Genomic DNA, 25,389 nt, shown 5'->3' with positions numbered 1-25,389 from the left:
AGTGTGTCCAATTTCAAGCCGCGGGGGTGACCCTTTTTTCCGCTTGACCGGATCTCTTCACACCATCGCTACATGCGGATGGTGTTTTTTGTTTCATCGCGTATCGGACCAATAAGCGAGGTGAAACAAGTATGTTATCCATTCAACAAGTCCGGTTCGATCACGACCGGCAACCCTTATTTGACGGCGTCTCCTTCGAGGTGGCGCCAAACGAACGGGCCGTGTTATTCGGGACGAACGGGTCCGGGAAGACGACGCTCTTCCAATTGATTGTCGGGAAACTCGTGCCAGAAGCGGGGAAGGTCGATGTACGAGGCACGATCGGCGTCGTCGAACAGACGGTGTTGGAAAATGACTCGACCGCACTCGAGTACGTCATGCGAGGCGACCTTGAACGTTATCCGCTCTATGCGGCCGTCACGTCGGGTGACACACAACGAGTGCTTTGCGTGTACGACGAGGCGCTAGCGGCCGATGTCTTCGGGCTCGAGGACGAAGCGAGACGAGCGCTCAAACAACTCGGCCTCGAAGCACACGAGACGAGCCGACTGCGCGAACTGAGCGGGGGCGAACAGACGCGCGTTCAGCTAGCGCGACTGACGATGCGTCGCGTCGATGTCGTTCTGCTTGACGAGCCGACGAACCATCTCGATATCGATTCAATCGAGTGGTTGACCGAATGGGTCAACGAGTTCGACGGGACGGTGCTCGCCATCTCCCACGACCGACAATTCATCGACGATATTGCCACCGTCATCCTCGAGTTAGAAGAGGGGCGTGTCACACGTTACCCGGGAAATTATACGGCGTACACGGCTCAAAAGCGAGAAGAACAACGACGTGACGCACGCGACCACGATCGCTACGTGGCACGGAAGTCGGAACTGCTCGATATGATTCATCGATACAAGGGCTGGCATTTGAGAGCGAAAGCGACGGCGAGCGTCAGAAGTCCCGGTGCCCAAAAAGGGGCAGCGAACCTTGCCGTCAAAATGAAGGCGAGGGAACGAAAACTGGAACAGCTCGAGACGGCGCGTCCTGACAAGCCGAAAGAGGCGACCCATATCCACGTCCGGTTCCAGACCGACCCGCTCGAGGCGAGCACGTGGCTGTCATTCGATGACGTCTCGTTTGGCTATGGGCGTCCGTTGTTCGAACGGCTCTCGTTCACAATCAACCGCGGCGACCGCATCTCGATCGTCGGACCGAACGGTTCAGGCAAGACGACGCTCTTGAAACTGATCACCGGTGAGCTCGTTCCGGAATCGGGCAACGTGACGCGGCACCCGAGGCTGAAGATCGGCTATTTTTCGCAGACGCTCGCCAAATTACCGGACGATGGGACGTTGCTCGACGCCCTGCTCGCCGAAAGTGACATCCCGGAGACGGAAGCGAGGACGCTCCTCGCCCACTTCTTGTTTCGGCGCGACGAAGTGTATAAGCCGATTCGTGAAGCGAGCATGGGGGAGAAGTGTCGCATCGCCTTCCTCATCCTCTACTTCTCGGACGCGCACTTGCTAGCCCTCGATGAACCGACCAACTATTTGGACGTGGCGACGCGTGAGCAAATCGAGACCGCACTTGAGGTGTACCGGGGCGGGTTGATTCTCATCTCGCACGACCGTACGTTCCATCGATTGACCGACCGGGTCATCGAGCTCGGGGAGACGGTGAAGGTCCATGCGAAGGAGACGGGTCCGCCGGTCGACGTCGACGCCGCGCTCCGCACGATCGAGGCGCTCGCGAACGAGGAACAAAAATTTTTCGACGAGGCAGGAAACGTATTACCGTTTGACGAATCCGAACAGATGAGACGAAACGAGTAGGGGTGGAAAATCATGAAGGAAGAAGTTCGGGCATCACGGGCCGCATCGCGGAAGCGCAAACGGTTATTTAGATCGTTGACGGCGTTCGTATTGATCGCATCTTTGGTCGGGGTGATCGCGTTGGCGGCACTCATGGATTCGAAGAAGAAGGAGACGGCGTTACCGCAGTCAGACGACATCGCTACCGAGATGGTCGGCGCGGAGTCTGAAGACGAGCCGGCGGTCGAGGAAGAAACAGAAGACGTCGTCTATATCGAGGCCCCGTATACGAAAGTGTACGCGGACGACCGGGTGACCGTCGTCTATGAAGCCGACCTTGGCGACCGCTATGAGCGGCTCGAGACGGTAAGCGGCTTCGTCAAGCTGCAGCTGAATGAACGGATGACAGGGTGGGTGACCGAAGACCGGGTGACGACCGCGACGACGTCACAATCGGACGAGGACATCAAATCGGCGTGGCAACAAGTGTTGCCGACAGCATCCGAATCGGCGCTCGACTTGCTCGGTAAAGATCGCGAGTCTATCCGGACGACGCTCGGCGCACCAAAAGCGGTGCAGCGTGACCAAGTGAACGAGTACCACTTCTACGACGGCTACTTCCTCATGATGCGCGATGGGCGAGTGAAGGCGATCGACTGGGACCGTCAGACTGTAGCGACACCAGACGCGACAGCGTCGAGCGAACAGCCTTCCGGCAGCTGGTATGAAGGGGAGACGGTGCAATTGAAGCTGTTCCCTTACAGCGGCATCATGCGGGTCCGCCTTGAACAAAAGTAACGATGCGACGTTGATGGGGATTCCTGTCAGCGTCGTTTTTCGCGCTAACAATCAAATGAACGTTTGAATGTTTGAGGTGAGAGGAATATAATGAAGGAAAGGGAGGGAGTCATATGTCGGGACATGAGCATCACGGACACGACCATCACCACCATACGACGAATCAACGGGCGCTGTTCTGGGCGTTCGTGTTGATCGCGACGTTCATGGTCGTCGAAGTCATCGGCGGGTTGTGGACGAACAGTCTCGCTTTGCTCTCGGACGCCGGACACATGCTCGGCGATGCCGCGGCGCTCGGCCTCAGTTTCCTCGCCGTCCGCTTCGGGGCGAGACGGGCGACGCCGGATCGGACGTTCGGTTATCGGCGCTTCGAGATATTAGCGGCGTTCGTGAACGGGTTGACGTTGCTCGTCATCTCCATCTATATCATCATCGAGGCGTATAAACGCCTGTTCGCACCACCTGAGATCATGAGTGAAGGTATGCTCGCGATCGCCGTCATCGGTTTGCTCGTCAATGTGCTCGCGGCGTGGATCTTGATGCGGGGCGAGCGGGACAACTTGAACGTGCGGAGTGCGCTCTTGCACGTGTTCGGCGATTTGCTCGGTTCGGTCGGGGCCATCACGGCGGCGCTCCTCATCCTGTTGTTCGGTTGGACGCTCGCCGACTCGATTGCGAGCGTGTTCGTCGCCGTCCTCATCTTGATCAGCGGCTATCGGGTCACGCGTGACGCCGTCCATATATTGATGGAAGGGGCGCCGGCGGAAGTCGACGTCGTCGCGATGCAACAAGACTTGATGACCGTCGCCGGCGTCAAAGAGGTCCATGACTTGCACGTCTGGTCGATCACCTCGAACGAATTCGCCGTGACGTGTCACGTTTTGATCGGCGAGGCGACTGATGACCAGGAAGTATTGCACGAGGTGACGGACCGTATGAAGCGGTTCGGCACGTTCAAACGTTCGACCGTCCAAATCGAACGGGCATCCCAGTGCTGTGAGGAACGGACGATTTGGTAAACAACAAGCGGTCCCTGAGGTTTGTCTCGGGGACCGCTTTCGTTATGGCTTCAAGACGACTTTGACGCAGTCGTCGAGATGGTCGTTAAAGATTTTATACGCGTCCGCCGCCTGATCGAGCGGCATCCGGTGCGTGATGATGTCGGTCGGGTCGAACTTCTTGTCGACGATCATTTGGAACAGCTCCGGCATATAGTGGATGACCGGCGCTTGGCCCGTCTTGATGCTGACGTTACGTGTGAAAAAGTCACCGAGCGGGAATTGATTATAGTTCATCGCGTATATCCCGGTCAGCTGAACCGTCCCGAACTTCCGGACCGCTTCTTTGGCGACTTTGATGGCGCTGAGCGTCCCGCCTTGGACCATCAATTTCTGTTCCACTTTCTCGATCGGCGACATTTTGCCGTCGAAGCCGACACAGTCGATGACGACGTCGGCCCCACCGTTTGTGATCTCATAAATATATTTCCCGGTGTCGATCGGGTCTTTCATGAGCACCGTCTCGACGTTGTTCGACAGTTTCGCCCGATTCAAGCGATACAGCTCAGGATCGACGGCGATGACGCGCTTAGCGCCCCGGACCCAGGCGAGCTTCTGCGTCATGAGCCCGACCGGTCCAGAACCGAGGACGACGACTGTGTCGCCTGCCTTCATGCCGGAACTTTCCAAGCTCCACCAAGCGGTCGGGATGACGTCGGACAAGAAGAGCAACGCCTCGTCCTCGAGCTCACACGATTCGGGAATGACGAGCGGCATGAAGTTACCGTACGGGACTTTCAAATATTCGGCTTGGCCGCCCGGATGGTTACCGAACTGCTCCGTGAAACCGAAGTAGCCGCCCGCGTCCGTATGCGGAGCGTGGTTCGAGTTGTCGCATTGGCTCTCCATCTCGTTCTCGCAGTAGAAACAATGCCCGCACGAGACGTTGAACGGTAAGACGACACGGTCGCCCTTTTTCACTTTCGTCACGTCGGGACCGACTTCTTCGACGATGCCCATCGGCTCATGGCCGATGACGTAACCGTGCCGGGTCGGCATGTTGCCTAAGTAGATGTGCAAGTCCGAGCCGCAGATGGCCGTCGAGGTGATTTTGACGATAATCTCCTCTCGGTTCTCGATTTCTGGGTCTTTCACGTCCTTCACTTCGATGTTCTTTGCACCTTGGTACGTCACTGCGCGCATACATTCATTCCTCCTTTTTCAAAAAACGGGTCAATCACAACACGTGTACTGTACCCGCTTCCATTCTTTCTGAATCTAAAAAATGGAGGAAATAGGAAAAAGGACTCACGGAGGAGTCCCGGTGCCGATCACGTCGATGACGACGATCTCGGGTGGATTGAAGATGCGTGGCACGCTAATCCTATAGTTGAAACCGCGGCCGATGACGTGGTCGAACGTCTCGTGTTCATACAGCCCGCCAGCATATTTTGGGAAGAACCCTTGATCTGGGGCGTACAGACCGTTCATAAGATAAGGAATACGGACTTGTCCCCCGTGGGCATGGCCGGACAAGACGAGATCGAACGGGAGTGCGGCGTATATTTCGACTTGTTCGGCCCGGTGAGACAGCAACAAGCTGAACGTCTCGTCCGTGTCGACGTCGGCGAGCGCCGTCAACACATCTTGCTCCCAGCTCCCATAAAGGTCTTCGGCGTACGTCCGGAGTGGGTCTTCCGCGCCTCCGATGATGAGATCGATTCCGTTGATCGTCACGGTTTCCGCCTCGTTCTCGAGGACGATGACCCCGTGAGAGCGGAACACGTTTTTAACGTCATGCCGAACGTAGTCGTCCGATTCGTCGATCTCATGGTTGCCGGTCACGAAGTAAATCGGGACGTATCCTTCAAGCCCTTTGATGAGATCGAAGGCGGCATCCGGTGGCCGATTACGGTCGAGCATGTCACCCGGCAGCGCGATGAGGTCGGGTTCTTGCTCTTTCACCTTGTCGATCAAAGCGCTCTGTTCCTTCCCGTACGAATACCCGTGCAAGTCAGAGAGGAGGACGATACGGAGCGACTGCCCGGCTTCAAGTTTGTCCGTCGACACGTCGTACGTGCGGACGACGAGTCCGTTATAAAAGGCGGCGGCTAAAAATGAGGCGACGATGATGAGTATGATGTATTTACGTTTTTGTTCGAACATATCGTCCCTCCTCGTCTCTTCGGTTCTTTTATTCTACTCGGAGTCGGGGCGGGAAGCAAAGAATCGTCAGGCATTCGGCGAACATTGTTTCGTGAAAAAACCCCGCTCGCAAGGAGCGGGGGGAGGTCAAGCTGCTTTCGCTGTAAGAGTGACGTCGACGTTGCCGCGCGTCGCTTTCGAATACGGACACACTTGGTGTGCCGCTTCGACGAGGCGGTCAGCTGTCTCTTGGTCGACACCTTTGATCTCGACTTCAAGTTCAACAGAGATGAAGAAACCTTCGTCGTTCTGGTTGAGCGTGACGTGGCCTGTGACGCTCGTCCCGTCCGTCTTGACACGTTCTTTGCCGATGACGAGGTTCAAGGCGCTACCGAAGCAAGCCGCGTAGCCGGCTGCGAACAGTTGCTCCGGGTTCGTCGACTCGTCCGCTTGTTTCGAGCCTGGCATCGCGACGTTCAAGTCGATGACACCGTCCGTTGATGTGACGCGACCTTCGCGGCCACCAGTGGCTGTTGCAGAAGCTGTGAATAATGGTTTCATGATTCATTTCCTCCGTTTCATTTTTAACAATTGTATTGTGCACAATTTAATTATAAGGCAGTCAAATGAATGTGCAAATGATATGCTTGGTCTAAGACTACAGCCGGAGGAAATAATATGAAAAGTTCGTTAACATTAGAGCATCAAATCTGTTTTCAACTCTACACCGCATCGAAAGAGCTCACTCGCTTGTACCGGCCAATCCTCTCCCCATTGAACCTGACGTACAGCCAATACTTGGTCATGCTCGTGTTATGGGAAGAGGACGGCATCGACATGAAACAGCTCGGTGAACGGCTCACACTCGACTCGGGAACGTTGTCGCCGCTCGTCAAACGGTTGATGCAAATCGATTATGTCGAGAAAGTACGGGCGACCGACGATGAGCGCCGTGTCCTCTTGACGTTGACCGAGTCTGGCCGCACGTTGCGTGAGCAGGCGGAAGAGGTGCCGCTCAAAGTGAGTGGTATGCTGAACATAGATGAAGCGACATACGTCGACTATATGAAGGTGCTCATCGATATCAAATCGCGCTTGAAAGCATTCGGTGAGCAACAAGGGTAAGGTTTTCCACGAAAGGAGTCAACATGTTCCGTAAACTCATCATCTTATTGATGGCGATCGGTGTCTATGCCGCTTGGAAGTACGAGGTGCCGAACGTGTCGGCGCCGACGAGCGTCCAAGTGAAGTCGGATGCCGTAGAAGAAGCAGGTGAGACGGAAGACGTCGCCACCGACGCGCCCCGTTTCGCTAGCCAATACGCCGGGAACGACTGGTATTTGCTCGAACGAAACGGTGACCGCGCACTCGAGTTGATTGACGCCGACGGTGCGAAGAAAGGGTTTTATCAGTTCGAGACGGGTACCACGTATGAAGGGCTCATCCTCGATGAGACGACCCGCCAGGACGTCGAACGGATCGGCTTCGACCCGGTGCGCTCGTACGACAAAGGGATGCGCCGCTACTTGATCCCGGACGACCCGTCGTTCTCGGTGTATGCGATCAACGGCAGCTACGTGACGTTCTTCTTTGACGAACACGATGGCGACAAGTTGAAAGCCGTCCTCGCCGTCGACCGTCGTGTCGAGGAGTCGAGCGACGGTTACTACGGGGACGTCTCGGCAGAAGGAACGGTCGCCAACGAGACGCTCATGCGCCTGCTCATGAACTGGGACCGTCAGAAGTTCGGTTTGTCAGCGCTCGCCGACTATGAACCGCTGCTCCCGGTCGTCCGCGCCCACAGTGAGAACATGGCGGAGAACAATTTCTTCAGCCATACCGATCCGGAAGGACGGGACCCGTTCGAGCGGATGAACGAGTACGGCCTTACGTATTCGTTCGCCGGGGAGAACTTGGCAATGGGTCAGATGAGCGTCTTTCACGCCCATTGGGGGCTCATGAACTCGCTCGGCCACCGCGAGAACATCTTGAAGCCCGATTTCAGCCACGCCTCGGTCGGGCTCGTCTACAATGACGACAATAGCCCGTTCTATACGATCAACTTCATTACGCCACGCTAAAAAACAGGAAGGTCACCGTTCGTTCGGCAGACCTTCCTGTTTTTCTGGTTGGAGCGGCTTTAAATACTTATCTGATAACCCGAACGACATCATGACACCGAACGAGACGAGAAACGTGAACGGCCAGCGTGGTTCGACGTAGACGGCCGTCAAGTAGGCGGCCGTGGCGACGAGCGCGCCGAACAGTTGCAAAGCGATGAAGCGACGGACGTATGCGGACGAGCTGTGCTTTAAATAGACGCCGCTCGACACGATGAGGTCGACGAATAGGATTGTCAGGACACCGAGGTAAAGGACGAGCAATGGGTTTGATGTCCACGCCTCAGGCAGCCAGTTCGGGTTCGTTTCCGCGTAGCCCATCGTTTGGTCCGCCTCTTGGAAGGCGAGCTCGAGGCCGAGAAACAAAATCGTGAGAAATGCGATGGTGCGGACGACGTTACGTCGACGTGTATACGTATGAAACATGAATCCCATCCCCCTTTCTGTACGTTACGGTCGGAGGATGGGACTGGTTTCATTTAAATCAATTTTTTGACGGCTTTTTCGATTTCATCAGGCGTCGTCTGCGGCGAGAAGCGCTCGATGACGTTCCCTTGCCGGTCGACGAGGAACTTCGTGAAGTTCCATTTGATCGCTTTCGAGCCGAGCAGTCCCGGCGCTTCTTTCGCTAAGTATTGGAAGAGCGGGTGGGCGTCTTTGCCGTTGACGTCGACTTTAGCGAACATCGGGAACGTCACGCCGTAGTTCAGTTGGCAAAACTCATTGATCTCTTCGTTCGTCCCTGGGTCTTGGTTGCCGAACTGGTTGCACGGAAAGCCGAGAATTTGGAGTCCCTTGTCTTTGTATTGCGCATACAATTTTTCAAGGCCATCGAGTTGCGGCGTGAACCCGCATTTGCTCGCCGTGTTGACGATCAACAGTACATCCCCCTCGTAATTCGACAACGGTTGGAGCTTGCCGCTCATATCGGCGGCTTCGTAATGATAGATCATGTTGATTCCCCCTTTTCTTTCATTATATCAATTCCGTTTTATGGATTCGACTTTGAATCGGTTGTCCGCAATCAATTTGTCACGAAACGATGATGTCGCTGTTACAATGAAATGTGGAGAAACTCTTATAATGAAAGTCTTGAAGAAAGGAACGGTGTTATGTACATATTGAAAAATGAATTTATTTGGATCACCATCATTCTCGTCGGCTTGTTCTTCTCGAGCTCGACGCCTTATTCGGATCAAAGCATCGTCTCGCCGCTCGAACGGTTCGACTGGGGCTGGGCCGAGCCGGCGCTCGAAAGCGTCGACTTCGATTATGCGGGTAGCCCGGTCTCGCTCGAAGCGAAAGGAACGGTCGGCTTGATCGAGTTCCTCATCCGAAAAGCGGCGCACTTCACGATTTTCTTCATCCTTGGGGCGCTCTTTGTCAAAGCAGTGTCTCGCGTCCGTCTCCATGCCGGACTCATACTCCTGTTCGCTTGGACGCTTGCCAATACGGTCGCTGTCTACGATGAGTTCCACCAAAGTTTGACGCCGGAACGGACACCGCTCATCCAAGATGTCGTCTTGGATAGCGTCGGTGCGTTGTGCGGGGTATTGCTCGTCGGAGGCATCTATTTGGTGAAACGAAAAGGGAAAAGACGGAGTCGGGCAGGATATATCGCGACTAGGTGAAACAAAAATGTGATAGGTTGTTATGTGAAAAGCGCTTCCACGAAGCGTTTTTCTTTTTTTATAAATCTTCTTTATGACAAGAAATCGAGAAAATCCCCTTATATACCCACGTTTTTTTAACGATAAAACCTAAATCAGGTCAATGTAATGCGAATGAAATATAAGTGTAAAATAACTTTAGGTTTAGATTGCTATAATGAGTCACAGGGCGAGAATGGTTCTCGTCATGAATCGACAAACATTGATCTATTATATATAGAAATTCACACGACTCAGCGGAGGGAAGCACATTGATCAACTTGAAGAAACTTGCGGCAACCGTCACTCTAGGGACTCTTCTTATCAGCGGCACGACTCCTGGTTTTGCGGCGTCACTCACAGACAAGCAAAAGAAAGTCCAGCAGCAGCAACAACAGAATAGTTCTGAACAGTCAAAGGCGAACTCATCGATTCAATCGCGTGAGCGAGCAATCAGCAAAGAGCAGCAAGAGATCAACAAGTTAGACGCTCAACTCCAAGAGGTCATCAACGACGTGGCTCAAAAGAAAGCTGAGATTCGTGCGACACAAGAAAAGATTAAAGAGCTTGAGGCTCAAATCAAAAAGTACGAAGCGAAAATGAAAGCTCAAGAAGAACTCATGAAAGAGCGCATGGCGACGATGCAAAAGAACGGCGGCACGTCGATCAACTGGGCGGAGTTCATCTTCGGTTCGAAAGACTTCGGCGACTTGATCACACGGATGATCACGGCCGGTACGATCCAAGAGAACGACAAGCAAATCTTCGAAGAGTATCAAGCGACGAAAGAGAAGCTCGCAGCTGCACAGGCGGAGCTCAAATCAGAGCGCGATGCCCTCGTCACACAAAAAGAGCAGCTTGAAGAACGCAAAGCGGCACTCGACAAGAAAATGAAAGAGCGCGCAGCGAAAGTTAAAAAATTGAACGCTGAGAAAATCAAATTCGAATCGAAGTTGATGAGCTTGAAGGAAATGGAGTCGACACTCCAAGCCCAAGAAGCGTCAATCAAGGCTGAGATTGAAGCGCAACGTCGTGCGGCCGAAGAAGCGAAGCGCAAAGCAGAAGCTGAAGCGGCAGCGGCTGCGGCAGCAGCGAAGAAAAAGCAAGCTTCGAACGCAACCGCGTCTTCTTCATCGAGCGCAGCGGCAGCGACGCCAGCAGCGTCTGCTCCAGCGAGCGGTGGTATGTTCCAACGTCCGTCTGGCGGCCGTCTCACACAAGGATGGGGACCAGCGAGCGGAGTGAACGGTTATACGTTCCATAACGGTATTGACTTGGCTGCACCAGTAGGCACGCCGATTCGTGCGGCACAAACGGGTACGGTCACGACTGCAGGATGGGGCGGAGCTTACGGGAACCACGTCATCATCACACACGTCATTAACGGACAAGTGTGGACGACAGTATACGCTCACTTGAGCTCAGTGTCGGTCTCGGCCGGACAACGTGTCTCACAAGGCCAACATATCGGTGGCATGGGTAGCACAGGTAACTCGACAGGGTCACACCTTCACTTCGAGATCCACCGTGGCGGTTACTCGTACTCGTCTTCGAGCGCGGGCAACACGGTCAACCCAGCTTCATTCTTCTAATAACAGACAAAGTGATCGACGAACGCGTCGATCACTTTTTTGTTGCCCGGTAACTGATGAACGTCAACAAGGCGGCGCCGAGGACGCTCAACCAGAGCGTGTCCCAGTTCGGGTCGTCAAGGACGCTCATGCCGCCGACGATCATCATATAAGCGACGACCGAGCCGATGAGCACGGTCGCTACGACGAGACGGACCCGTTTCGGGATTTGATTCCACCAATGCCTCATAAAAAATCGCCTCCACCTATTAGTATAGGGGAGTCGGGGCGATTCATCTAGCGAGTCGGATCCATGAAGACTCCATGATCGGTTCATAGCCGACTTCTTGATAGATCTTGTTCGATGTCGGATTGGTCAAATCGGTGTAGAGCGTACAAAAGCGTTTCGTCTTCAATAGCTCACGGCTGAGCTCGGCGACGATGGAGCGGGCGTAGCCGTTCCCACGCCGCTCGGGAACGGTGTAGACGAACGAGACGGTGACGCCGTTCTCGGTCGGCCTTGAGCGTTTGGCGCATGAGACGGGCGTGCCGTCGACTTCCCAAATGACGGCGTCGTCGTTCTCGATCATCATAGTGACGGTACGGACGACTTTCTCCGTCTCGGACGGGTCAAGTCCCGAATCTCGTTCGAAGGCGCGATACCAGTCCTCTAACAGTGCTTGATCGTCTGTCGTCGCATGGCGCATCGTCCCTTCGGCCATCTTGATCTCGTTCACGCGCTCGAGACGGTACAACCCTTGAGCCATGAATGGCGAGACGTTTCGTCCTGTATGTTCGCGCCAGAGGGCAGCGAACGACTCGGCGTGGACTCGTTCCGACACGATTTCGGTGAACGGGATGTCCCGTTCCAATAATGCCGGAATGGCCGTTAAGTGAACGTCTCGCGCATGTGAAGCGTCCACGATGATGTAGTTGAGCGGATGCGGGGGCGTGACTTGCATGATGGCGAGCAGCTGCCCGTCGTCCTCGACCGTCAGCTGGTGATATGTAGGGTAGACGCCGCGCTGGATGTTACCGAGGATACCAATCATCAGACTGTGCTCAGCTTCTCGCTTCATCAATTCCGGCAAGACGCGCTCTGCGAACGCATCGGGATTGGTCCAAACCTTGAATTCCATTCCGTTTTCCCCCTTGTATGTATGAAAAACGGGCAAACCGTTAGGCTTGCCCGTTGAGCACGTTATGCGATTTCTTCGCGTGCTTTTGGATCGTCGAGAAGTTTCGTATGACGTTTGAAGTAGTGGACGATTTTCGCGATGGCACCGTCACCTGTGACGTTCGTCGCTGTACCGAAGCTATCTTGCGCCAAGTAGAGCGCGATGACCAAGCTTTGCATCGTCGCGTCGAAGCCGAGGATCGAGCCGAACAGTCCGAGTGAGGCCATGACGGCTCCACCAGGGACACCTGGTGCCGCGATCATCGTGACGCCTAGGGCGAGGATGAACGGGAGTACGATCGCGTATGACATCGGCATGCCGTTCAAGTACATGAGCGCGACACCGACCGATGTGAGCGTGATCGTCGAACCAGACAAGTGGATCGTCGCACAGAGTGGAACGACGAAGTTGGCGACGCCTTCGTCGACGTTGTTCGCTTTCGCTTGGCGAAGCGTGACCGGGATCGTTGCTGCCGATGATTGCGTCCCGATGGCTGTGAAGTAAGCCGGCATCATCGTTCTGAGCAACTTGAGCGGGTTCTCTTTGTTGAGGCCGCCTGCGATCGAGTATTGAATCATGAGCATCGTCGCATGAAGGACGATGATCGTGACGAAGACGAGCGAGAACACCGAGAGGATCTCGGCGACTTGACCGGCGTAAGTCATGTTCATGAAAATTCCGGCGATGTGAATCGGTAAGAGTGGAATGATGACTTTGCTGATGACAAGTTCAATGATATCGCGGAAATCCATGGCAAGGTCGAGTGAGCGCTTGCTTTCAATCGCGGCAATCCCGATTCCGATCACGAAAGCGAGAACGAGCGCGGTCATGACACCGAACACGGGTGGAATCTCGAAGTTCAAGAATCCGCTAAGTAGTGCTTCTTCTGGGTTTTCAGCTGACGCCGTATCGCGAGCCAAGATTTGCGGGAACAAGTTGCTCGTCGCAAAGTAAGCGAGCGTACCGGCGACGATTGTCGACAAGTAAGCGATGACGGCCGTCAAGCCGACAAGTTTGCCGGCACCTTTTCCGAGCTCCCCGATGCCCGGGATGATAAAGGCGAGAATGATGAGTGGGATAGCGAAGCCTAAGAACTGTCCGAAAATCGTGTTGAACGTGACGAACGTCCGTACAATCCAGCTCTGGCTTTCTGGTACGAGGCTACCGATTAAAATACCAAACGCGATAGCGATGATGATGCGACCTAGAAGGCCAATTCGTAATTTCAAATAAATCATCCTTTCTAAATGTTTGAATTGTTGCTATTTTCGCACATTTCCAGCGCGATTGCCAACCTATCTTTTCATTTTCAACGAAGATTGACGTTTGACAACTTTGAAATAGGGTAACATAAATTGTTGTCGCATAAAAGGAAGGGGCTTCTTCTTTTCCTAATATACAATCGATGTTATGATTAATTTTGAATAGACGTAAAGGAGGGGTGACGCGTGCAGGTACAACGAACAACGATCCACATCGCGGGTCAAGATTATACGATTGTGAGCGAGGAGCCAGCCGATCATGTGAGGGAAGTGGGCTTTCTCGTCGATAGTAAGATCCGTGAGATTCGTGAACAGTCCCCTCATTTAGACGCTCGTCAGGCGGCGGTTCTCGCGGCCATTCAAATCGCGAGCGATCACGTCAAATCTAAACGAAATACGGGAGAATAAATTACTATATGGTTACTCTACTTATACTGTTTTTCTTGTTTATCGGAATCGTCAACGGTTTCCGCCGTGGGGCGATTCTACAGCTCGGCCATTGGGTCGCGCTCATCATCAGTTTTATCGTCGCCAACGCCTATTACCGGGACCTCGCCGAAGCGTTCAAACTATGGATCCCATATCCGTCGCAACTTGACGGGACGCTCCCAGGCGGTGTGCTCGACTTGAACTCGCTCTCAGGGATCGAGATGACGTTTTATAACGTCTTCTGGTTCGTCGTCTTGTTCGTCATCACGAAACTCGTCTTGCATCTCATCTTGTCGATGCTCGACTTCTTGACGGACTTGCCGATCTTGCGTCAATTGAAAGGGATTATCGGTGCCGTCCTCGGATTCTTCGAGTCGTACGTCATCACGTTCTTCATCCTTTGGGTGATCGCGTTCGTCCCGATGGCCGGTGTGCAAAACGCCGTCGACAACTCGTCGCTTGCGACGTTCATCATTCAAGATACACCGTATCTTTCGGAATGGTTCTCGAATAAGATGCTGTGACACGACAGGCCGGAATGCAAGCAAGTGCTTGTGTCTCGGCCTTTTCTGTATGGATAAGGGGGAAAAGTTATGAATAAAGTTGAAGCGATGATGCTGCTCGAAAAGATCGCACAATACATGGAAATCAAAGGGGAGAACCCGTTCAAAATCAACGCCTTCCGGAAAGCCGCGACGGCGCTCGAGAACTCAGAACTTGAACTCGATGAGATCGAGGATTTGACGACGATCCCAGGCATCGGTAAAGGCACGGCGGCCGTGCTCGAAGAATGGCGTGACACGGGGCGGAGCGAAGTGCTCGAGTCGCTCCAAGAAGAGATCCCGTTCGGTCTGATGAAATTACTCAAGATTCAAGGGCTTGGCGGCAAGAAGCTCGCGCAACTCCGTGAGATCGGGGTCGTCGACTTGGATTCGCTCATCCGCGTCCTCGAAGACGGGACGGCTTCCGAGCTCCCGCGCTTCGGCGCGAAGAGCGTCGAGAAACTGCTCGCCGCGGCGAAAAACCTCGAGTCGCGCCCGGAACGCCTATCGTACGCGATGATGCGTCCGGTCGTCGAAGAGATCGAGACCGTGCTCGAAAACGAACCACTCGTCCTCCGTCATTCGGTCGGGGGTAGCTTCCGCCGGGCCGAAGAGACGTGTAAAGACTTGGACTTCATCATCGCGACCGAAGAACCGGTCGCCCTCCGGGACAAGCTGCTCGAGCTCCCGTTCATCAATGAAGTCATCGCGGCCGGGGAAACGAAAGTATCGCTCGTCCTCGAACGCGAAGAGATGGTGTCGGTCGACTTCCGGATGGTCGAACCCGGCGCATTCGCTGCGACGCTCCACCACTTCACCGGTTCGAAAGACCATAACGTCCGCATGCGCCAGCTCGCGAAAGCAAAAGGCGAGTCGATCTCCGAGTACGGCGTCGAGACGGCGGGCGGCCTCTGGCAACCGGAGACGGAAGCGGAGCTGTTCGAGCGTTACGGCTTGCCGTTCATCCCGCCCGAGCTGCGGGCAGGAAACCTCGAGTTCGAGCACGACTTGTCGAAACTCGTCACACTCGACGACATCAAGGCCGACGCCCACATGCACACGGTCTGGTCGGACGGGAAGTTGACGGTCGACGAGCTCGTCGCGGCGATGAAAGCGCGCGGCTATGAATGGATCGCCATCACCGATCATGGCAAGTACATGACGTTCGTCAACGGCTTGACCGAGGAACGTCTCGAAGCGCAAGGGGAAGAAATTCTCGAAGCCGCGAAGAAGCACGACATGCACGTGTTGCGCGGCGTCGAGATGGATATCCGGCCTGACGGCACGCTCGACTATGAGCCGGAGTTTTTAGCGACGCTCGACTACGTCGTCGCCTCGATCCACTCAAAGATGGACCAATCGGTCGACGAGATCATGTCCCGGCTCGAGAACGCCTGTCGTTCGCCTTACGTCAACGTCATCGCTCATCCGACGGGCCGACTCATCGGACGCCGTGACGGCTATCCGATCGACGAGGAGCGCTTGATCGCCCTCGCGAAAGAGACGGGCACGGCGCTCGAGTTGAACGCCAACCCGAACCGCCTCGATTTGACGGCCTCGACGTTGAAGAAAGCGAAAGCGGCCGGCGTCAAAATGATGATCAACACCGACACGCACCACCCGGACATGATGGAAGATATGGCGCTCGGCGTCTTGCACGCCCGTAAGGCCTATCTCGAACCGTCCGACATCATCAACTGCCTCTCGTTTAAGGACGCCAAGGCGTTCTTTGACGCGAAGCGACAGAAAGGAACATGCTAGATGGACCACGCGTTACGCGTTTTAGAATATGAAAAACTACGCCAACAGCTCGCCGCCCACGCCGCGAGCTCGCTCGGGAAAGACCGGGCGCTCACGATGCAACCCGATTACTCATACGACCGGGTGCTCGCCAATTTGAACGTCACGAAGGAGGCGACCGAGGTCGTCCGTCTCCGTGACCGACTCCCGCTCGGTGGACTGACCGACGTCCGCGCCGAAGTGAAGCGGGCCGCCATCGGCTCGGTGCTCTCGACGAGCGAACTGCTCGCCGTCGCCGCCGTCATGTACAGCGGCCGGCAAGTGAAGAACTTCTTCGAGAAGCTCCACGAGGACAATGAGGACCTCCGTATCCCGCGCCTCGACGAGTATGCGGAGCGTTTGACGAAACTGATCGAAGTCGAGCAGTCGATTCGACACGCCATCGACGACCAAGGCACGGTCCAAGACTCGGCGAGCTCGCAACTGCGCGGCCTCCGGACGCAGCTCCGTAGCTTCGAGGGCAGCGTCCGCTCCCGCATCGACAACATCCTCCGCAACAACGCCAAGATGTTGTCGGACGCCATCGTCACGATCCGAAACGACCGTTACGTCGTCCCGGTGAAACAAGAGTACCGCCAAGCGTTCGGCGGGATCGTCCACGACCAATCGGCTTCCGGTCAGACGCTCTTCATCGAGCCGCAGGCAATCGTCTCGATCAACAATGAGATTCAAGAAGTGCGCTTGAAAGAACGCGCCGAGATCGACCGCATCTTGAGCGAGCTGTCGAACCTTGTCGGCGGTGTTGCCGATTCGGTCGTGACGAACCTCGACGTGCTCGCCACACTCGACTTCGTGTTCGCGAAAGTCGCGTACGGTCATGAGTTGAAGGCGACCGAGCCGAAGCTGAACGACGCCCGAGAAATCAAGTTGAAACAGGCACGTCATCCGTTCATCCCTCGCGACGAGGTCGTCCCGATCACGGTCGAGCTCGGCGAGGATTACACGTCGCTCGTCATCACCGGTCCGAACACCGGCGGTAAGACGGTCACGCTCAAGACGATCGGTTTGCTTCAGCTCATGGTGCAGTCAGGTCTCTACGTGCCGGCCGACTTCGGGACGGAGCTGTCCGTGTTTGACGCCGTCTATGCCGATATCGGGGACGAGCAGTCAATCGAGCAGAGTCTCTCGACGTTCAGTTCGCACATGACGAACATCGTCAGCATGCTCGACAAGATCGACTTCATGTCGCTCGTCTTGTTCGATGAGCTTGGGGCCGGGACCGACCCGCAAGAAGGGGCCGCGCTCGCCATCGCCATCCTCGACGAAGTGAAGCGCCGTGGGGCCCGTGTGGCCGCGACGACGCACTACTCGGAATTGAAGGCGTACGCCTATAACCGGGAAGGCGTCATGAACGCATCGATGGAGTTTGATATCGAGTCGCTCAGCCCGACGTATCGTCTGTTGATCGGCGTGCCGGGACGCTCGAACGCGTTCGAGATCAGCCGTCGTCTCGGATTGTCCGACGACGTCATCGACAAGGCGCGGAGCCATGTCGGCACCGATGCCGAGTCGGTCGAATCGATGATCAACGAGCTCGAGTCGGCGAAACAACGCGCAGAGCAGCTCGAACAAGAATTGATCGTCAAGCGCCACGACCTTGAAGAAGAACAGGCGGCGTTCGAGGCGAAGATGACCGAGTTCGAGAAAGAACGCGACACGATGTATAGCGAGGCCGAGGCGAAAGCCGACAAGGCGGTCGAGCAGGCGAAGCGTCAAGCGAACGAAGTCATCGACCGATTGAAGAAGCTGCGTGAGCAGGGCATCGTCAAAGAGCATGAGATCATCGCCGCGAAGAAAGAGCTCGAATCGGCGAAACCGACGCTCCAAGATAAAAAGATCCAAAAAGTGAAACAAAAAGCGCAACAGAAACGTACGTTCAGTAAAGGCGAAGAAGTGAAAGTGACGACGTTCAATCAAAAAGGCTATATCGTGAACCAGATCAACGACAACGAGTACAACGTCCAGGTCGGGATCATGAAAGTGAACGTCAAAGCGGACGACCTTCAGAAAATCGGACCGTCGAAAGAGCAGCCGCTCAAAGCGAAAGGCAGCTCGTTGAAGCGCCAGAGCACGACGAAGTCGGAGCTCGACTTGCGCGGGGTCCGCGTCGAAGAAGGACTCTCACGCCTAGACAAATATATCGACGAGGCGCTCGTGTCGGGTTACGACAACGTCCGCATCATCCATGGGCTCGGTACGGGCGCGATGCGGCAAGCGACGCAAGAGTTCTTGAAAGGACATCGCCACGTGAAGAGTCAGCGTCCGGGCGGCATGGGCGAAGGTGGACTCGGGGTCACGGTCGTCGAGTTGAAGTGAGGACGAGATGCTATTGGGTAACGTAACGTTTAACGTCATGCTCGAGTCGTTCGGTCTGTATACGATCGCCGGGCTCATGATCGTCGTCGGGCTCGCCATCTTCGAGGTGACGACGCCGTACAGCAATTGGCGCGAGATTCAAAAAGGGAACATCGCCGTGGCGCTCGCGACGGGCGGGAAGGTCGTCGGCCTCGCCAACATCTTCCGTGTCGTCGAGAGCCACCACGATCGGATGGTCGACATTTTGGTCGGTGGGGGCTTCGGTTTCTTCTTGCTTCTCGTCACGTATTGGTTGTTTGAATTTTTGACCCCGTCCTTGAAGGTGAACGAAGAGATTGGGAAAGGGAACATCGCCGTCGGGCTTTTGGCGTTCCTCCTCTCGATCGGTGTCTCGCTCATCGTCGGTGCGGCGTTAGTGAGGTGAAGACATGGTATATGAACGATTAGCGAAGATTCTCTTCATCGGCGCCGGGTTGTTTTTAGTGGCAGCGGCACTGTGGTTTATCTTTTATTGAGGGAGAGCGACGTTTGCGGACGTCGCTTTTTTTGAAAGGGGGAAACGGTTTGGCCATCGATTTGAATTTTTTGATGACGACGGAGGGCTATGTGCTCGATGTCGAGTCGTTTCAGATGAAAGGTGAGATGTACTATCCGCTCGAGTGGACGTGTTTCGGAGCGGAGGATGCGACGATGTTATTGACGTGGGACGCGGAGCGCGACCGGATTCTCATCCGCTTCGAGCAATATGCCGTATTTCTCGGGACGATCGAAGACCACGCCATGGATGAAACAGGGCTTCAAAATGCTTATCCGATCGTGAAGTTGAAGGCGTCTCAATTCACGCGATTCGCCGCAGACACGATGTCGACAGAACGCGTCAACACGTACCGGGGGTCGTTGTCGCATTACGTGATCCGCACGGTCGAGCAAGAATTTCATGTCTTGGCATATGAAGACCCAATCGTTGAAGACTTGGGGAAAGTCGGGGATACGGGTGTCGTTGTGACCGAAGTCAACGAGGTGGACGAATGTTGAGACGAGACGGCGAAGAGCGGGTAAAGGATAGCAGATAGGCTCGCTATCCACACGAAACGGAGGAGACAGCATGAAATCGTACGAGATTGAGTTTCATTTGATCAACGAAGAGATTTTGACGTATACGGTCGAGGCGGAGAGCCGCTATGCAGCGCTCGAGTCGATTTATCAATCGTTCCGACACGCGTCGGACGGGTTCGTTCAATTCGATGAGGAGATGATTTTGTTCCTTGATCACGTGGCGTATGTGAAGGCGTTTGAGATTGTGGAATAAAAGAAGCGACCCTTCAACGGTCGCTTCTTTTATGTATTGAGTAGCTAAATTATTTACTACCGCCCTTAGTAAGAATCAATTCCAAGTATAGTGCAATTTTCTCTGAACGTGCATGAATGTTCTCTTTTGTCCAAATCCCTTCTTCGGCCTGGACAAACAAAGATTCATTAATTACCTCATACTGATGTACTTCTTTTCCGGATTTCATTGTCGAAACTAACATACTGTTCAGTACTTGAGTTGTCCAAATTGACGAGCGAGCGTATACGAGACGTTTTTGATCAAAACTTTTATTCGAGAGAGCGGAGTTTTCATCATTGTGTATTAGAGCAAAATTACCGATTCGATTCACGTATTCTTTATATTCTTCGATATCTGTAAAGCCGGAATCGATTATAAATTCTTGATTCACAGGTGTTCTCGGCATGATGTGTTCTAAAGTGATTTTTTTACTTCGATTTGACGTTAAAAGCACAGCACTGTCTAAGTGACCATATGATTCAATGAAACGTAAAAGGTCATAACCTTTCTTGTTATAATTTCCACGAGTATTTTCAAACCTTCTTGTAGATACAGCATCTTTAGCTAGCTTTGCTTTTTCCTGAATGCGACGCTCTAATTCATTCGTGAATTGGAAGTATGCTCGATCTGAACCCTCTCTATCCAAAGTGGCGTAATATTTTTTGATTAGTGAAGGTATCTCAGCCTCGATATAGTTTGTTTGGGTATAAGAGAAGATAACACTAGCTCCTAAGCGAATTGCTAAGTCAACGACTTCTGACTTACGTTGCTCAGATTCGTTGTAAAATGGGATCAGGATAGTTTGTGCTTGTTTTAGACTTAAAAGCTTAAAAAGAATATCTAGTAGATGTGTATTTTTGATAAAGCCATCGAATTCTTTTCGTTCAAGTTTCCCATAAGTATAAGAAACATCATGCATTTCTGAAACCATCATTAGTACGTTTTCTTTTGATGGGTTTAATTCTGAATAATAGTTAAACAATTTATCTTTGCGGACATTCTCGCCTGTTGTTCCGACTAAATAATGTTTCAGGAAAGTAGAAGACTCAATTTTCTTCTTAGAATTCAGCGCAAGGTTATCATTAAATTTCCGCCATAGTTCTGTAAATTTATCACGTTCATCTTCACTATAATGTTCTTTTGCCAAATTTTTGAGGAGCATATTCTTTATCAAATCTAAAGGTTCCAAGTCTTTACCTCGGTTATTTAAGATTTCAAATAACTGAAAAGCTTTAGATAACGTTGGAGCGGTCGTTACAATAAGCATCACTTTGTGTTTAATGTAGTTCACAAATTTAGGTAGTTCTTGGTCACTCAACTTTGAGAGCTCTTCTTTTAAAACTTCATAGACTTCTTCGATTTGACTAGATTGTTGTAGACTATTCTTTGCACTTGAATCTGGACGTATGATGTGTCGGTAAATACTTCCGAATTCTAGACTCTTATGATGTTGTATCTTTGAATTTTTAAAATTTGCTTCATCATCAAATAAGCCATAACCTTTATTTAATTCTCCGCGCATATTCATCCATTTTTGCATGGTTTCAATACTATTTTCTTTTCGATGAAGACGATGATCAATTGTTTCTTCTAGTACTTTGTAGAGTAGAGAAAGTGTAGTGAGTCTTTGTTGACCATCGATAACAATTTTGCTCGCTGTAGTTGCGTCATTATTAATTAAAACGATATTCCCCAATAAATATCCATCTAACAAAGAACTTTCCTTTGTAAACTCCTCTGTATCTTCGTTAAAGTCTTTAAACAATTGAGTTACTTCGTGTTCGCCCCAGACAAAATCTCGTTGAAAATCAGGTATTTCGTATACATAGTTATTGTTAAATACATTAAATATTGATTGGATTTCTGACGTTATCATAAAATACCTCCCCGCACTTAAAGCGCTATTCCAAATAATTGGATATAATGAAAGTATAATATTTAATCGAATGTGGATCTACCATCACGCCTTAGAGAAAGGATGAATAAATTATGGAGCGCTATAACAAACTAATCCGCGATCGCATCCCTGAAATCATTCACGAAGCAGGGAAGGTTCCTGTCGTCAAACACCTCAATCAAGCCGAACATTTTGAACAGGCCCGCTTGAAACTCTATGAAGAAATCAAAGAGTACGAAGAGACGAATATCGATGAAGAATCACTCGAAGAATTGGCTGATATTTTGGAACTCGTCTATACGCTCGGGAAGATGCATGGTGCAAGTTTCGAAGAATTGAGCCGCATCCGTGAGGAGAAGCGTGAAAAGCGGGGCGGTTTTGAAAAAGGTCTCTTCTTGGAAGAGGTCCTTGATCATGAGTGAGTTACGTCTGCACACGAGTCATTTACGAATTCCATTACAACACCAAATCGACGCGGCGACTGAAATTTATATGGTCGTCGCGTTTGCGCAAGTATCGGGCGTGCAAGAAATAGCAGCTTCCCTTAAGGACGCAGTTAAACGCGGTGCGCAAGTCCGGATTCTAATTGGCGATTATCTCTATTTGACGAACCCGGATGCGCTTGAGATGTTAATGAACATTCAAGGCGTAGAGCTGCGACTCTATCGATCAAAAGGTCAGTCATTCCATCCGAAAGCCTACTTGTTCCGCACAGAAGATGGCGGAACGTTCTTTGTCGGTTCTTCCAATCTATCGCATAGCGCCTTGAATCGAGGCGTCGAATGGAACGTTGAGATTCCAGCAAGTATCTCGGAAGACGTGTTCGAACAGTCCGTCGATGCGTTTCATGATCTATTCTATAGTGATTATGCCCAAATCATGAATACTGTCTCATTGCAGCCTTATCGTGAAGAGTATAATGCCCGTCAAGATCGGATGAAAGAAAACGAGCAAGTTGCAGAATCGACCCCGGTCTATATTGAGGACGATACAATCACGCCGAACACCGTGCAAGATGCTGCGCTGAAGGCGTTACGCGAGACGATGGACGAAGGCAGACGTAAGGCGATGCTCGTTCTCGCTACAGGACTCGGGAAGACGTATTTGAGCGCCTTTTTTGCCCGCCAGTTCAAACGAGTGCTCTTCATTGCCCATCAAAAAGAGATTTTGCTTCAAGCAGAGAACTCTTTTAAAAGGGTCTCAAATGAATGGAAGACAGGACTACTACTGGGCGGTGACTCGAGAGATGAGCAATCGGCAGACGTCTTGTTCGCATCGATTCAAACGTTGGCTTCAAAACACCGAATGGAACAGTTCGAACCAGATCAATTCGATTTAATTATCGTCGACGAGTTCCACCATTCGGCGGCACCATCCTATCGGCGTGTCCTTGACTACTTCGAGCCGAAATTCTTGCTCGGTTTGACGGCGACACCGGACCGCTTGGACGGGGGAGACGTCTACGCATTGTGCGATGACAATGTCGCCTATCAGATGCACTTCACAGAAGCGATTGAAGAGTCGTATTTGACGCCATTCCATTACGTTGGGATTTATGATGAGATTGACTATTCGCAGATTCGATTGATCAATGGTCGTCGCTATGATCAGGACGAACTGTTGGCGGAGCAGGTGAAAGAGAGTGTCGCTCAAAAAATCTATGAGGCGTGGAAGATACATCACCAAACACGAGCGCTCGGTTTCTGTTCGTCGGTCACACAAGCTGAATACTTGGCCGACTATTTCCGCCTACAAGGTGTTCAAGCCGTCGCGTTACATAGCCAGACCGAATATGACCGTGCAGAAGTCATCCGTCAATTGAAACAAGGACACCTCGATATCATTTTCGCGGTCAACTTATTCAATGAAGGTGTCGATATCCCGGAGATTGATACGTTATTGTTCTGCCGCCCGACTGAATCGTTGACCGTCTTCACGCAACAGATTGGTCGTGGGCTCCGCTTACTGAGCGGGAAGACGCATTGCACCATTATCGATTTGATTGGGAACTACAAAAATATCGACAAGAAGTTGGCACTCCTGACGACAAAACGACAACCGGTCGTCAAGTCACTTCCTACAGGAATCGATTTACCAAACGGTTGTACGATCGAATTTGATTTACAGGCCATCGACTTATTGAAGCGGATGGTGACCCGTTCTTCGACGCGTCGGCAACAGTTGGAGCGGAACTACTACATGGTGAAAGAAGAGTTGGGGAGAAGGCCGAGTTACCTAGAGTTGATTCAACGAGGCGAATACTCAATCGATGCCTATCGTTCTGAATGGAAGAAAGATGGCGGCTTTTACGGGTTTCTCGACCGGATGGGTGAGCTATATGATGAAGAGAGTCATCTGTTTGAAGAGGCGAAGTCGTTGTTGCTTGAAGTGGAGTACACGGACATGACGAAGAGCTATAAGATGATTGTGCTATCAATTATGCTAGGCCGTGGAATCGATGGATGGCTTCGACCACTTCCGGCGAGCGAGGCGGCTCGACCATTCTATGAGTTCATCAATACATTCCCATACCGGCAAAAGATTGACGGGCAAACAAAAGACTTCCAATCCCCGTTTCAGCAGAAAAAGATTGAAAAGTTACTGTTACGGATGCCATTTGATAAAATAGCGAAAGGGCCGTTCTTCGTGTCAGAGGAGTCGTTACATATTGAGCAGAACGAAGCGTATGCTCATCCTTTGGTTTACGAATGGGTCAGTCAAATCGTTGAAGTGCGGCTGCATCACTACTTCAGTCGGAAAGCTTCAGAATGAGGGTGGCGTAATTATGGAAGAACGGCTTAAGCAGTTAATTCAGTACATAGATGAGTTCGATAGGCAGGGACCTCATAAAATGAATGTACTGAAGATTATGTTAGAGCGAGGTCCTCATGATTGGCATGCCCCAGTTTCAATAACTGAACTAGCAAGACCTTATTATGACTTAGTTAGTAGCCAACACCGCTTGTACGCTCTCAAAAATATAAGCGAGGAATTTAAAGCTCCTTTCTCCGAAGCGAAAATGAAACGGCACTTAAAAACACTGCCATTGAAGTACCTATCGACTACTCCTACAAGAGTGAGCAATATTTCTCCGCCTTTTAAGTTAGTTGATGATATATTCTGTGTTAGGGAAGAATTTCGTATTGAGAGCGAATTTGTTCATGAAAGAATCGTCAGAGCGGTTGAACAAAAGTTTGAAGAGTATTTAGAAGTATTTAGTGAAAGGTGAGGGATAACTTGAAGCGCGCACTACTTCGCAAAATCCAATTCGCCCTCCAGCATCACGGCGGGAAGGCATCTTTGAAAGAAATCTATGACTACATCGAGAAGTCGTACTATCAACTCGAGCTCGATCGGTACAAAGATTGGAAGGCGCACGTCAATAAACAGATTCGTGCCCACTCGAGCGATTCCGCGAGTTTCGCCGGGAAAGAAGACTTGTTTTATGCCACAGGAAATAAAGGCACTTGGGGTCTTCGCCAACCGAATAATTGACCGAAAGCGGGACCAATTCATTTGGTTCCGCTTTCAATCTTTACAATACGTCAC

At 52.2% G+C, this 25,389-nt stretch carries 27 protein-coding genes; 18 read left to right on the top strand and 9 right to left on the bottom strand.

Annotated elements, in window-relative coordinates; genetic code table 11:
* The first annotated feature begins 131 nt into the window (after window positions 1-131).
* The 3 genes from abc-f to P398_RS0113425 all read left to right on the top strand — a co-directional run bounded on the left by abc-f (window position 132) and on the right by P398_RS0113425 (window position 3,622).
* Window positions 132-1,826, top strand: a complete 1,695-nt coding sequence (gene abc-f, locus P398_RS0113435) for a ribosomal protection-like ABC-F family protein (protein WP_029335708.1) — start codon at window positions 132-134, stop codon at window positions 1,824-1,826.
* Between the two features lie 12 nt (window positions 1,827-1,838).
* On the top strand, window positions 1,839-2,603 hold the full coding sequence (locus P398_RS0113430; protein ID WP_029335707.1) for a hypothetical protein: 765 nt from the start codon (window positions 1,839-1,841) through the stop codon (window positions 2,601-2,603).
* Window positions 2,604-2,716: 113 nt separating this feature from the next.
* A complete protein-coding gene (locus P398_RS0113425; protein WP_029335706.1) occupies window positions 2,717-3,622 on the top strand; it encodes a cation diffusion facilitator family transporter in 906 nt (301 codons plus the stop codon).
* 42 nt (window positions 3,623-3,664) lie between these two features.
* On the opposite strand, the gene P398_RS0113420 is transcribed toward P398_RS0113425, so the two are convergent.
* From P398_RS0113420 to P398_RS0113410, 3 genes are all read right to left on the bottom strand, one after another.
* On the bottom strand, window positions 3,665-4,804 hold the full coding sequence (locus tag P398_RS0113420; protein WP_024369767.1) for an alcohol dehydrogenase catalytic domain-containing protein: 1,140 nt from the start codon (window positions 4,802-4,804) through the stop codon (window positions 3,665-3,667).
* 105 nt (window positions 4,805-4,909) lie between these two features.
* Entirely contained in the window at window positions 4,910-5,767 is an 858-nt protein-coding gene (locus tag P398_RS0113415) for a metallophosphoesterase (protein WP_029335705.1), read from the bottom strand.
* A 126-nt stretch (window positions 5,768-5,893) separates the two neighbouring features.
* Complete coding sequence (locus P398_RS0113410; protein WP_081828310.1) at window positions 5,894-6,307, bottom strand: organic hydroperoxide resistance protein; 414 nt, start codon at window positions 6,305-6,307, stop codon at window positions 5,894-5,896.
* 117 nt (window positions 6,308-6,424) lie between these two features.
* Here P398_RS0113410 and P398_RS0113405 point away from each other — a divergent pair, with 117 nt between their 5' ends.
* Entirely contained in the window at window positions 6,425-6,871 is a 447-nt protein-coding gene (locus P398_RS0113405) for a MarR family winged helix-turn-helix transcriptional regulator (RefSeq protein ID WP_029335702.1), read from the top strand.
* Between the two features lie 23 nt (window positions 6,872-6,894).
* Window positions 6,895-7,827 carry a CAP domain-containing protein gene (locus P398_RS0113400; RefSeq protein WP_029335700.1) on the top strand — a complete coding sequence of 311 codons (933 nt, stop codon included), beginning with the start codon at window positions 6,895-6,897 and terminating at the stop codon, window positions 7,825-7,827.
* 12 nt (window positions 7,828-7,839) lie between these two features.
* On the opposite strand, the gene P398_RS0113395 is transcribed toward P398_RS0113400, so the two are convergent.
* Both P398_RS0113395 and P398_RS0113390 read right to left on the bottom strand, forming a co-directional pair.
* Window positions 7,840-8,292, bottom strand: coding sequence for a hypothetical protein (locus P398_RS0113395; protein WP_029335698.1), 453 nt, complete (start codon window positions 8,290-8,292; stop codon window positions 7,840-7,842).
* A 53-nt stretch (window positions 8,293-8,345) separates the two neighbouring features.
* Entirely contained in the window at window positions 8,346-8,819 is a 474-nt protein-coding gene (locus P398_RS0113390) for a glutathione peroxidase (protein WP_024369773.1), read from the bottom strand.
* A gap of 159 nt (window positions 8,820-8,978) precedes the next feature.
* On the opposite strand from P398_RS0113390, the gene P398_RS0113385 reads away from it, so the two are divergent.
* A complete protein-coding gene (locus tag P398_RS0113385; protein WP_029335697.1) occupies window positions 8,979-9,497 on the top strand; it encodes a VanZ family protein in 519 nt (172 codons plus the stop codon).
* A gap of 290 nt (window positions 9,498-9,787) precedes the next feature.
* Window positions 9,788-11,107 carry a murein hydrolase activator EnvC family protein gene (locus P398_RS0113380; RefSeq protein ID WP_029335696.1) on the top strand — a complete coding sequence of 440 codons (1,320 nt, stop codon included), beginning with the start codon at window positions 9,788-9,790 and terminating at the stop codon, window positions 11,105-11,107.
* A 31-nt stretch (window positions 11,108-11,138) separates the two neighbouring features.
* On the opposite strand, the gene P398_RS0113375 is transcribed toward P398_RS0113380, so the two are convergent.
* From P398_RS0113375 to P398_RS0113365, 3 genes are all read right to left on the bottom strand, one after another.
* Window positions 11,139-11,336, bottom strand: a complete 198-nt coding sequence (locus P398_RS0113375; RefSeq protein WP_029335694.1) for a hypothetical protein — start codon at window positions 11,334-11,336, stop codon at window positions 11,139-11,141.
* A gap of 43 nt (window positions 11,337-11,379) precedes the next feature.
* A complete protein-coding gene (locus P398_RS0113370; RefSeq protein ID WP_029335692.1) occupies window positions 11,380-12,225 on the bottom strand; it encodes a GNAT family N-acetyltransferase in 846 nt (281 codons plus the stop codon).
* 62 nt (window positions 12,226-12,287) lie between these two features.
* Window positions 12,288-13,502, bottom strand: a complete 1,215-nt coding sequence (locus tag P398_RS0113365; protein WP_029335691.1) for a dicarboxylate/amino acid:cation symporter — start codon at window positions 13,500-13,502, stop codon at window positions 12,288-12,290.
* A 210-nt stretch (window positions 13,503-13,712) separates the two neighbouring features.
* On the opposite strand from P398_RS0113365, the gene zapA reads away from it, so the two are divergent.
* The 7 genes from zapA (at window position 13,713) to P398_RS0113330 (ending at window position 19,922) form a co-directional block, all read left to right on the top strand.
* Window positions 13,713-13,934 (top strand): cell division protein ZapA, encoded by a 222-nt coding sequence (zapA, locus tag P398_RS0113360; RefSeq protein ID WP_024369779.1) that lies wholly within the window; start codon window positions 13,713-13,715, stop codon window positions 13,932-13,934.
* An 8-nt stretch (window positions 13,935-13,942) separates the two neighbouring features.
* Window positions 13,943-14,479, top strand: coding sequence for a CvpA family protein (locus P398_RS0113355; RefSeq protein ID WP_024369780.1), 537 nt, complete (start codon window positions 13,943-13,945; stop codon window positions 14,477-14,479).
* Between the two features lie 69 nt (window positions 14,480-14,548).
* A complete protein-coding gene (gene polX, locus P398_RS0113350) occupies window positions 14,549-16,258 on the top strand; it encodes a DNA polymerase/3'-5' exonuclease PolX (protein WP_029335690.1) in 1,710 nt (569 codons plus the stop codon).
* The gene (locus tag P398_RS0113345) at window positions 16,259-18,613 is read left to right on the top strand and encodes an endonuclease MutS2 (protein WP_024369782.1); all 2,355 of its coding nucleotides are present in this window, start codon (window positions 16,259-16,261) and stop codon (window positions 18,611-18,613) included.
* Window positions 18,614-18,620: 7 nt separating this feature from the next.
* Window positions 18,621-19,037 carry a DUF350 domain-containing protein gene (locus P398_RS0113340; protein ID WP_029335689.1) on the top strand — a complete coding sequence of 139 codons (417 nt, stop codon included), beginning with the start codon at window positions 18,621-18,623 and terminating at the stop codon, window positions 19,035-19,037.
* A 140-nt stretch (window positions 19,038-19,177) separates the two neighbouring features.
* Complete coding sequence (locus P398_RS0113335; RefSeq protein ID WP_147287414.1) at window positions 19,178-19,648, top strand: hypothetical protein; 471 nt, start codon at window positions 19,178-19,180, stop codon at window positions 19,646-19,648.
* A gap of 70 nt (window positions 19,649-19,718) precedes the next feature.
* Window positions 19,719-19,922 carry a hypothetical protein gene (locus tag P398_RS0113330; protein ID WP_024369785.1) on the top strand — a complete coding sequence of 68 codons (204 nt, stop codon included), beginning with the start codon at window positions 19,719-19,721 and terminating at the stop codon, window positions 19,920-19,922.
* 49 nt (window positions 19,923-19,971) lie between these two features.
* Here P398_RS0113330 and P398_RS0113325 read toward each other — a convergent pair whose 3' ends face one another.
* Window positions 19,972-21,819 carry a DUF262 domain-containing protein gene (locus tag P398_RS0113325; protein WP_029335685.1) on the bottom strand — a complete coding sequence of 616 codons (1,848 nt, stop codon included), beginning with the start codon at window positions 21,817-21,819 and terminating at the stop codon, window positions 19,972-19,974.
* Between the two features lie 113 nt (window positions 21,820-21,932).
* Between P398_RS0113325 and P398_RS0113320 the strand changes: the two genes are divergently transcribed.
* Genes P398_RS0113320 through P398_RS0113305 form a run of 4 tightly spaced genes read left to right on the top strand, consistent with a single transcriptional unit; the run spans window position 21,933 to window position 25,335 of the window.
* A complete protein-coding gene (locus P398_RS0113320) occupies window positions 21,933-22,262 on the top strand; it encodes a nucleoside triphosphate pyrophosphohydrolase (RefSeq protein ID WP_029335683.1) in 330 nt (109 codons plus the stop codon).
* A complete protein-coding gene (locus tag P398_RS0113315; RefSeq protein ID WP_029335682.1) occupies window positions 22,255-24,612 on the top strand; it encodes a DEAD/DEAH box helicase family protein in 2,358 nt (785 codons plus the stop codon). Before P398_RS0113320 ends, P398_RS0113315 begins: the two co-directional genes overlap by 8 nt.
* Before the next feature lie 13 nt (window positions 24,613-24,625).
* The gene (locus P398_RS0113310) at window positions 24,626-25,069 is read left to right on the top strand and encodes a hypothetical protein (protein WP_029335680.1); all 444 of its coding nucleotides are present in this window, start codon (window positions 24,626-24,628) and stop codon (window positions 25,067-25,069) included.
* Window positions 25,070-25,077: 8 nt separating this feature from the next.
* A complete protein-coding gene (locus tag P398_RS0113305; RefSeq protein ID WP_029335679.1) occupies window positions 25,078-25,335 on the top strand; it encodes a hypothetical protein in 258 nt (85 codons plus the stop codon).
* Window positions 25,336-25,389: the final 54 nt, after the last annotated feature.

The organism is Exiguobacterium aurantiacum DSM 6208 (assembly GCF_000702585.1).
In the GTDB taxonomy this organism is placed as follows: domain Bacteria; phylum Bacillota; class Bacilli; order Exiguobacteriales; family Exiguobacteriaceae; genus Exiguobacterium; species Exiguobacterium aurantiacum.
Note: the sequence above shows the minus strand (reverse complement) of the source record. Positions and strands in the feature narration are given on the sequence as shown.

Coding starts and splice junctions, on each gene's coding strand:
- abc-f (WP_029335708.1), top strand. CDS start 132: ATGTTATCCATTCAACAAGTCCGGTTCGATCACGACCGGCAACCCTTA.
- P398_RS0113430 (WP_029335707.1), top strand. CDS start 1,839: ATGAAGGAAGAAGTTCGGGCATCACGGGCCGCATCGCGGAAGCGCAAA.
- P398_RS0113425 (WP_029335706.1), top strand. CDS start 2,717: ATGTCGGGACATGAGCATCACGGACACGACCATCACCACCATACGACG.
- P398_RS0113420 (WP_024369767.1), bottom strand. CDS start 4,804: ATGCGCGCAGTGACGTACCAAGGTGCAAAGAACATCGAAGTGAAGGAC.
- P398_RS0113415 (WP_029335705.1), bottom strand. CDS start 5,767: ATGTTCGAACAAAAACGTAAATACATCATACTCATCATCGTCGCCTCA.
- P398_RS0113410 (WP_081828310.1), bottom strand. CDS start 6,307: ATGAAACCATTATTCACAGCTTCTGCAACAGCCACTGGTGGCCGCGAA.
- P398_RS0113405 (WP_029335702.1), top strand. CDS start 6,425: ATGAAAAGTTCGTTAACATTAGAGCATCAAATCTGTTTTCAACTCTAC.
- P398_RS0113400 (WP_029335700.1), top strand. CDS start 6,895: ATGTTCCGTAAACTCATCATCTTATTGATGGCGATCGGTGTCTATGCC.
- P398_RS0113395 (WP_029335698.1), bottom strand. CDS start 8,292: ATGTTTCATACGTATACACGTCGACGTAACGTCGTCCGCACCATCGCA.
- P398_RS0113390 (WP_024369773.1), bottom strand. CDS start 8,819: ATGATCTATCATTACGAAGCCGCCGATATGAGCGGCAAGCTCCAACCG.
- P398_RS0113385 (WP_029335697.1), top strand. CDS start 8,979: ATGTACATATTGAAAAATGAATTTATTTGGATCACCATCATTCTCGTC.
- P398_RS0113375 (WP_029335694.1), bottom strand. CDS start 11,336: ATGAGGCATTGGTGGAATCAAATCCCGAAACGGGTCCGTCTCGTCGTA.
- P398_RS0113370 (WP_029335692.1), bottom strand. CDS start 12,225: ATGGAATTCAAGGTTTGGACCAATCCCGATGCGTTCGCAGAGCGCGTC.
- P398_RS0113365 (WP_029335691.1), bottom strand. CDS start 13,502: ATGATTTATTTGAAATTACGAATTGGCCTTCTAGGTCGCATCATCATC.
- P398_RS0113355 (WP_024369780.1), top strand. CDS start 13,943: ATGGTTACTCTACTTATACTGTTTTTCTTGTTTATCGGAATCGTCAAC.
- polX (WP_029335690.1), top strand. CDS start 14,549: ATGAATAAAGTTGAAGCGATGATGCTGCTCGAAAAGATCGCACAATAC.
- P398_RS0113345 (WP_024369782.1), top strand. CDS start 16,259: ATGGACCACGCGTTACGCGTTTTAGAATATGAAAAACTACGCCAACAG.
- P398_RS0113340 (WP_029335689.1), top strand. CDS start 18,621: ATGCTATTGGGTAACGTAACGTTTAACGTCATGCTCGAGTCGTTCGGT.
- P398_RS0113330 (WP_024369785.1), top strand. CDS start 19,719: ATGAAATCGTACGAGATTGAGTTTCATTTGATCAACGAAGAGATTTTG.
- P398_RS0113325 (WP_029335685.1), bottom strand. CDS start 21,819: ATGATAACGTCAGAAATCCAATCAATATTTAATGTATTTAACAATAAC.
- P398_RS0113320 (WP_029335683.1), top strand. CDS start 21,933: ATGGAGCGCTATAACAAACTAATCCGCGATCGCATCCCTGAAATCATT.
- P398_RS0113315 (WP_029335682.1), top strand. CDS start 22,255: ATGAGTGAGTTACGTCTGCACACGAGTCATTTACGAATTCCATTACAA.
- P398_RS0113310 (WP_029335680.1), top strand. CDS start 24,626: ATGGAAGAACGGCTTAAGCAGTTAATTCAGTACATAGATGAGTTCGAT.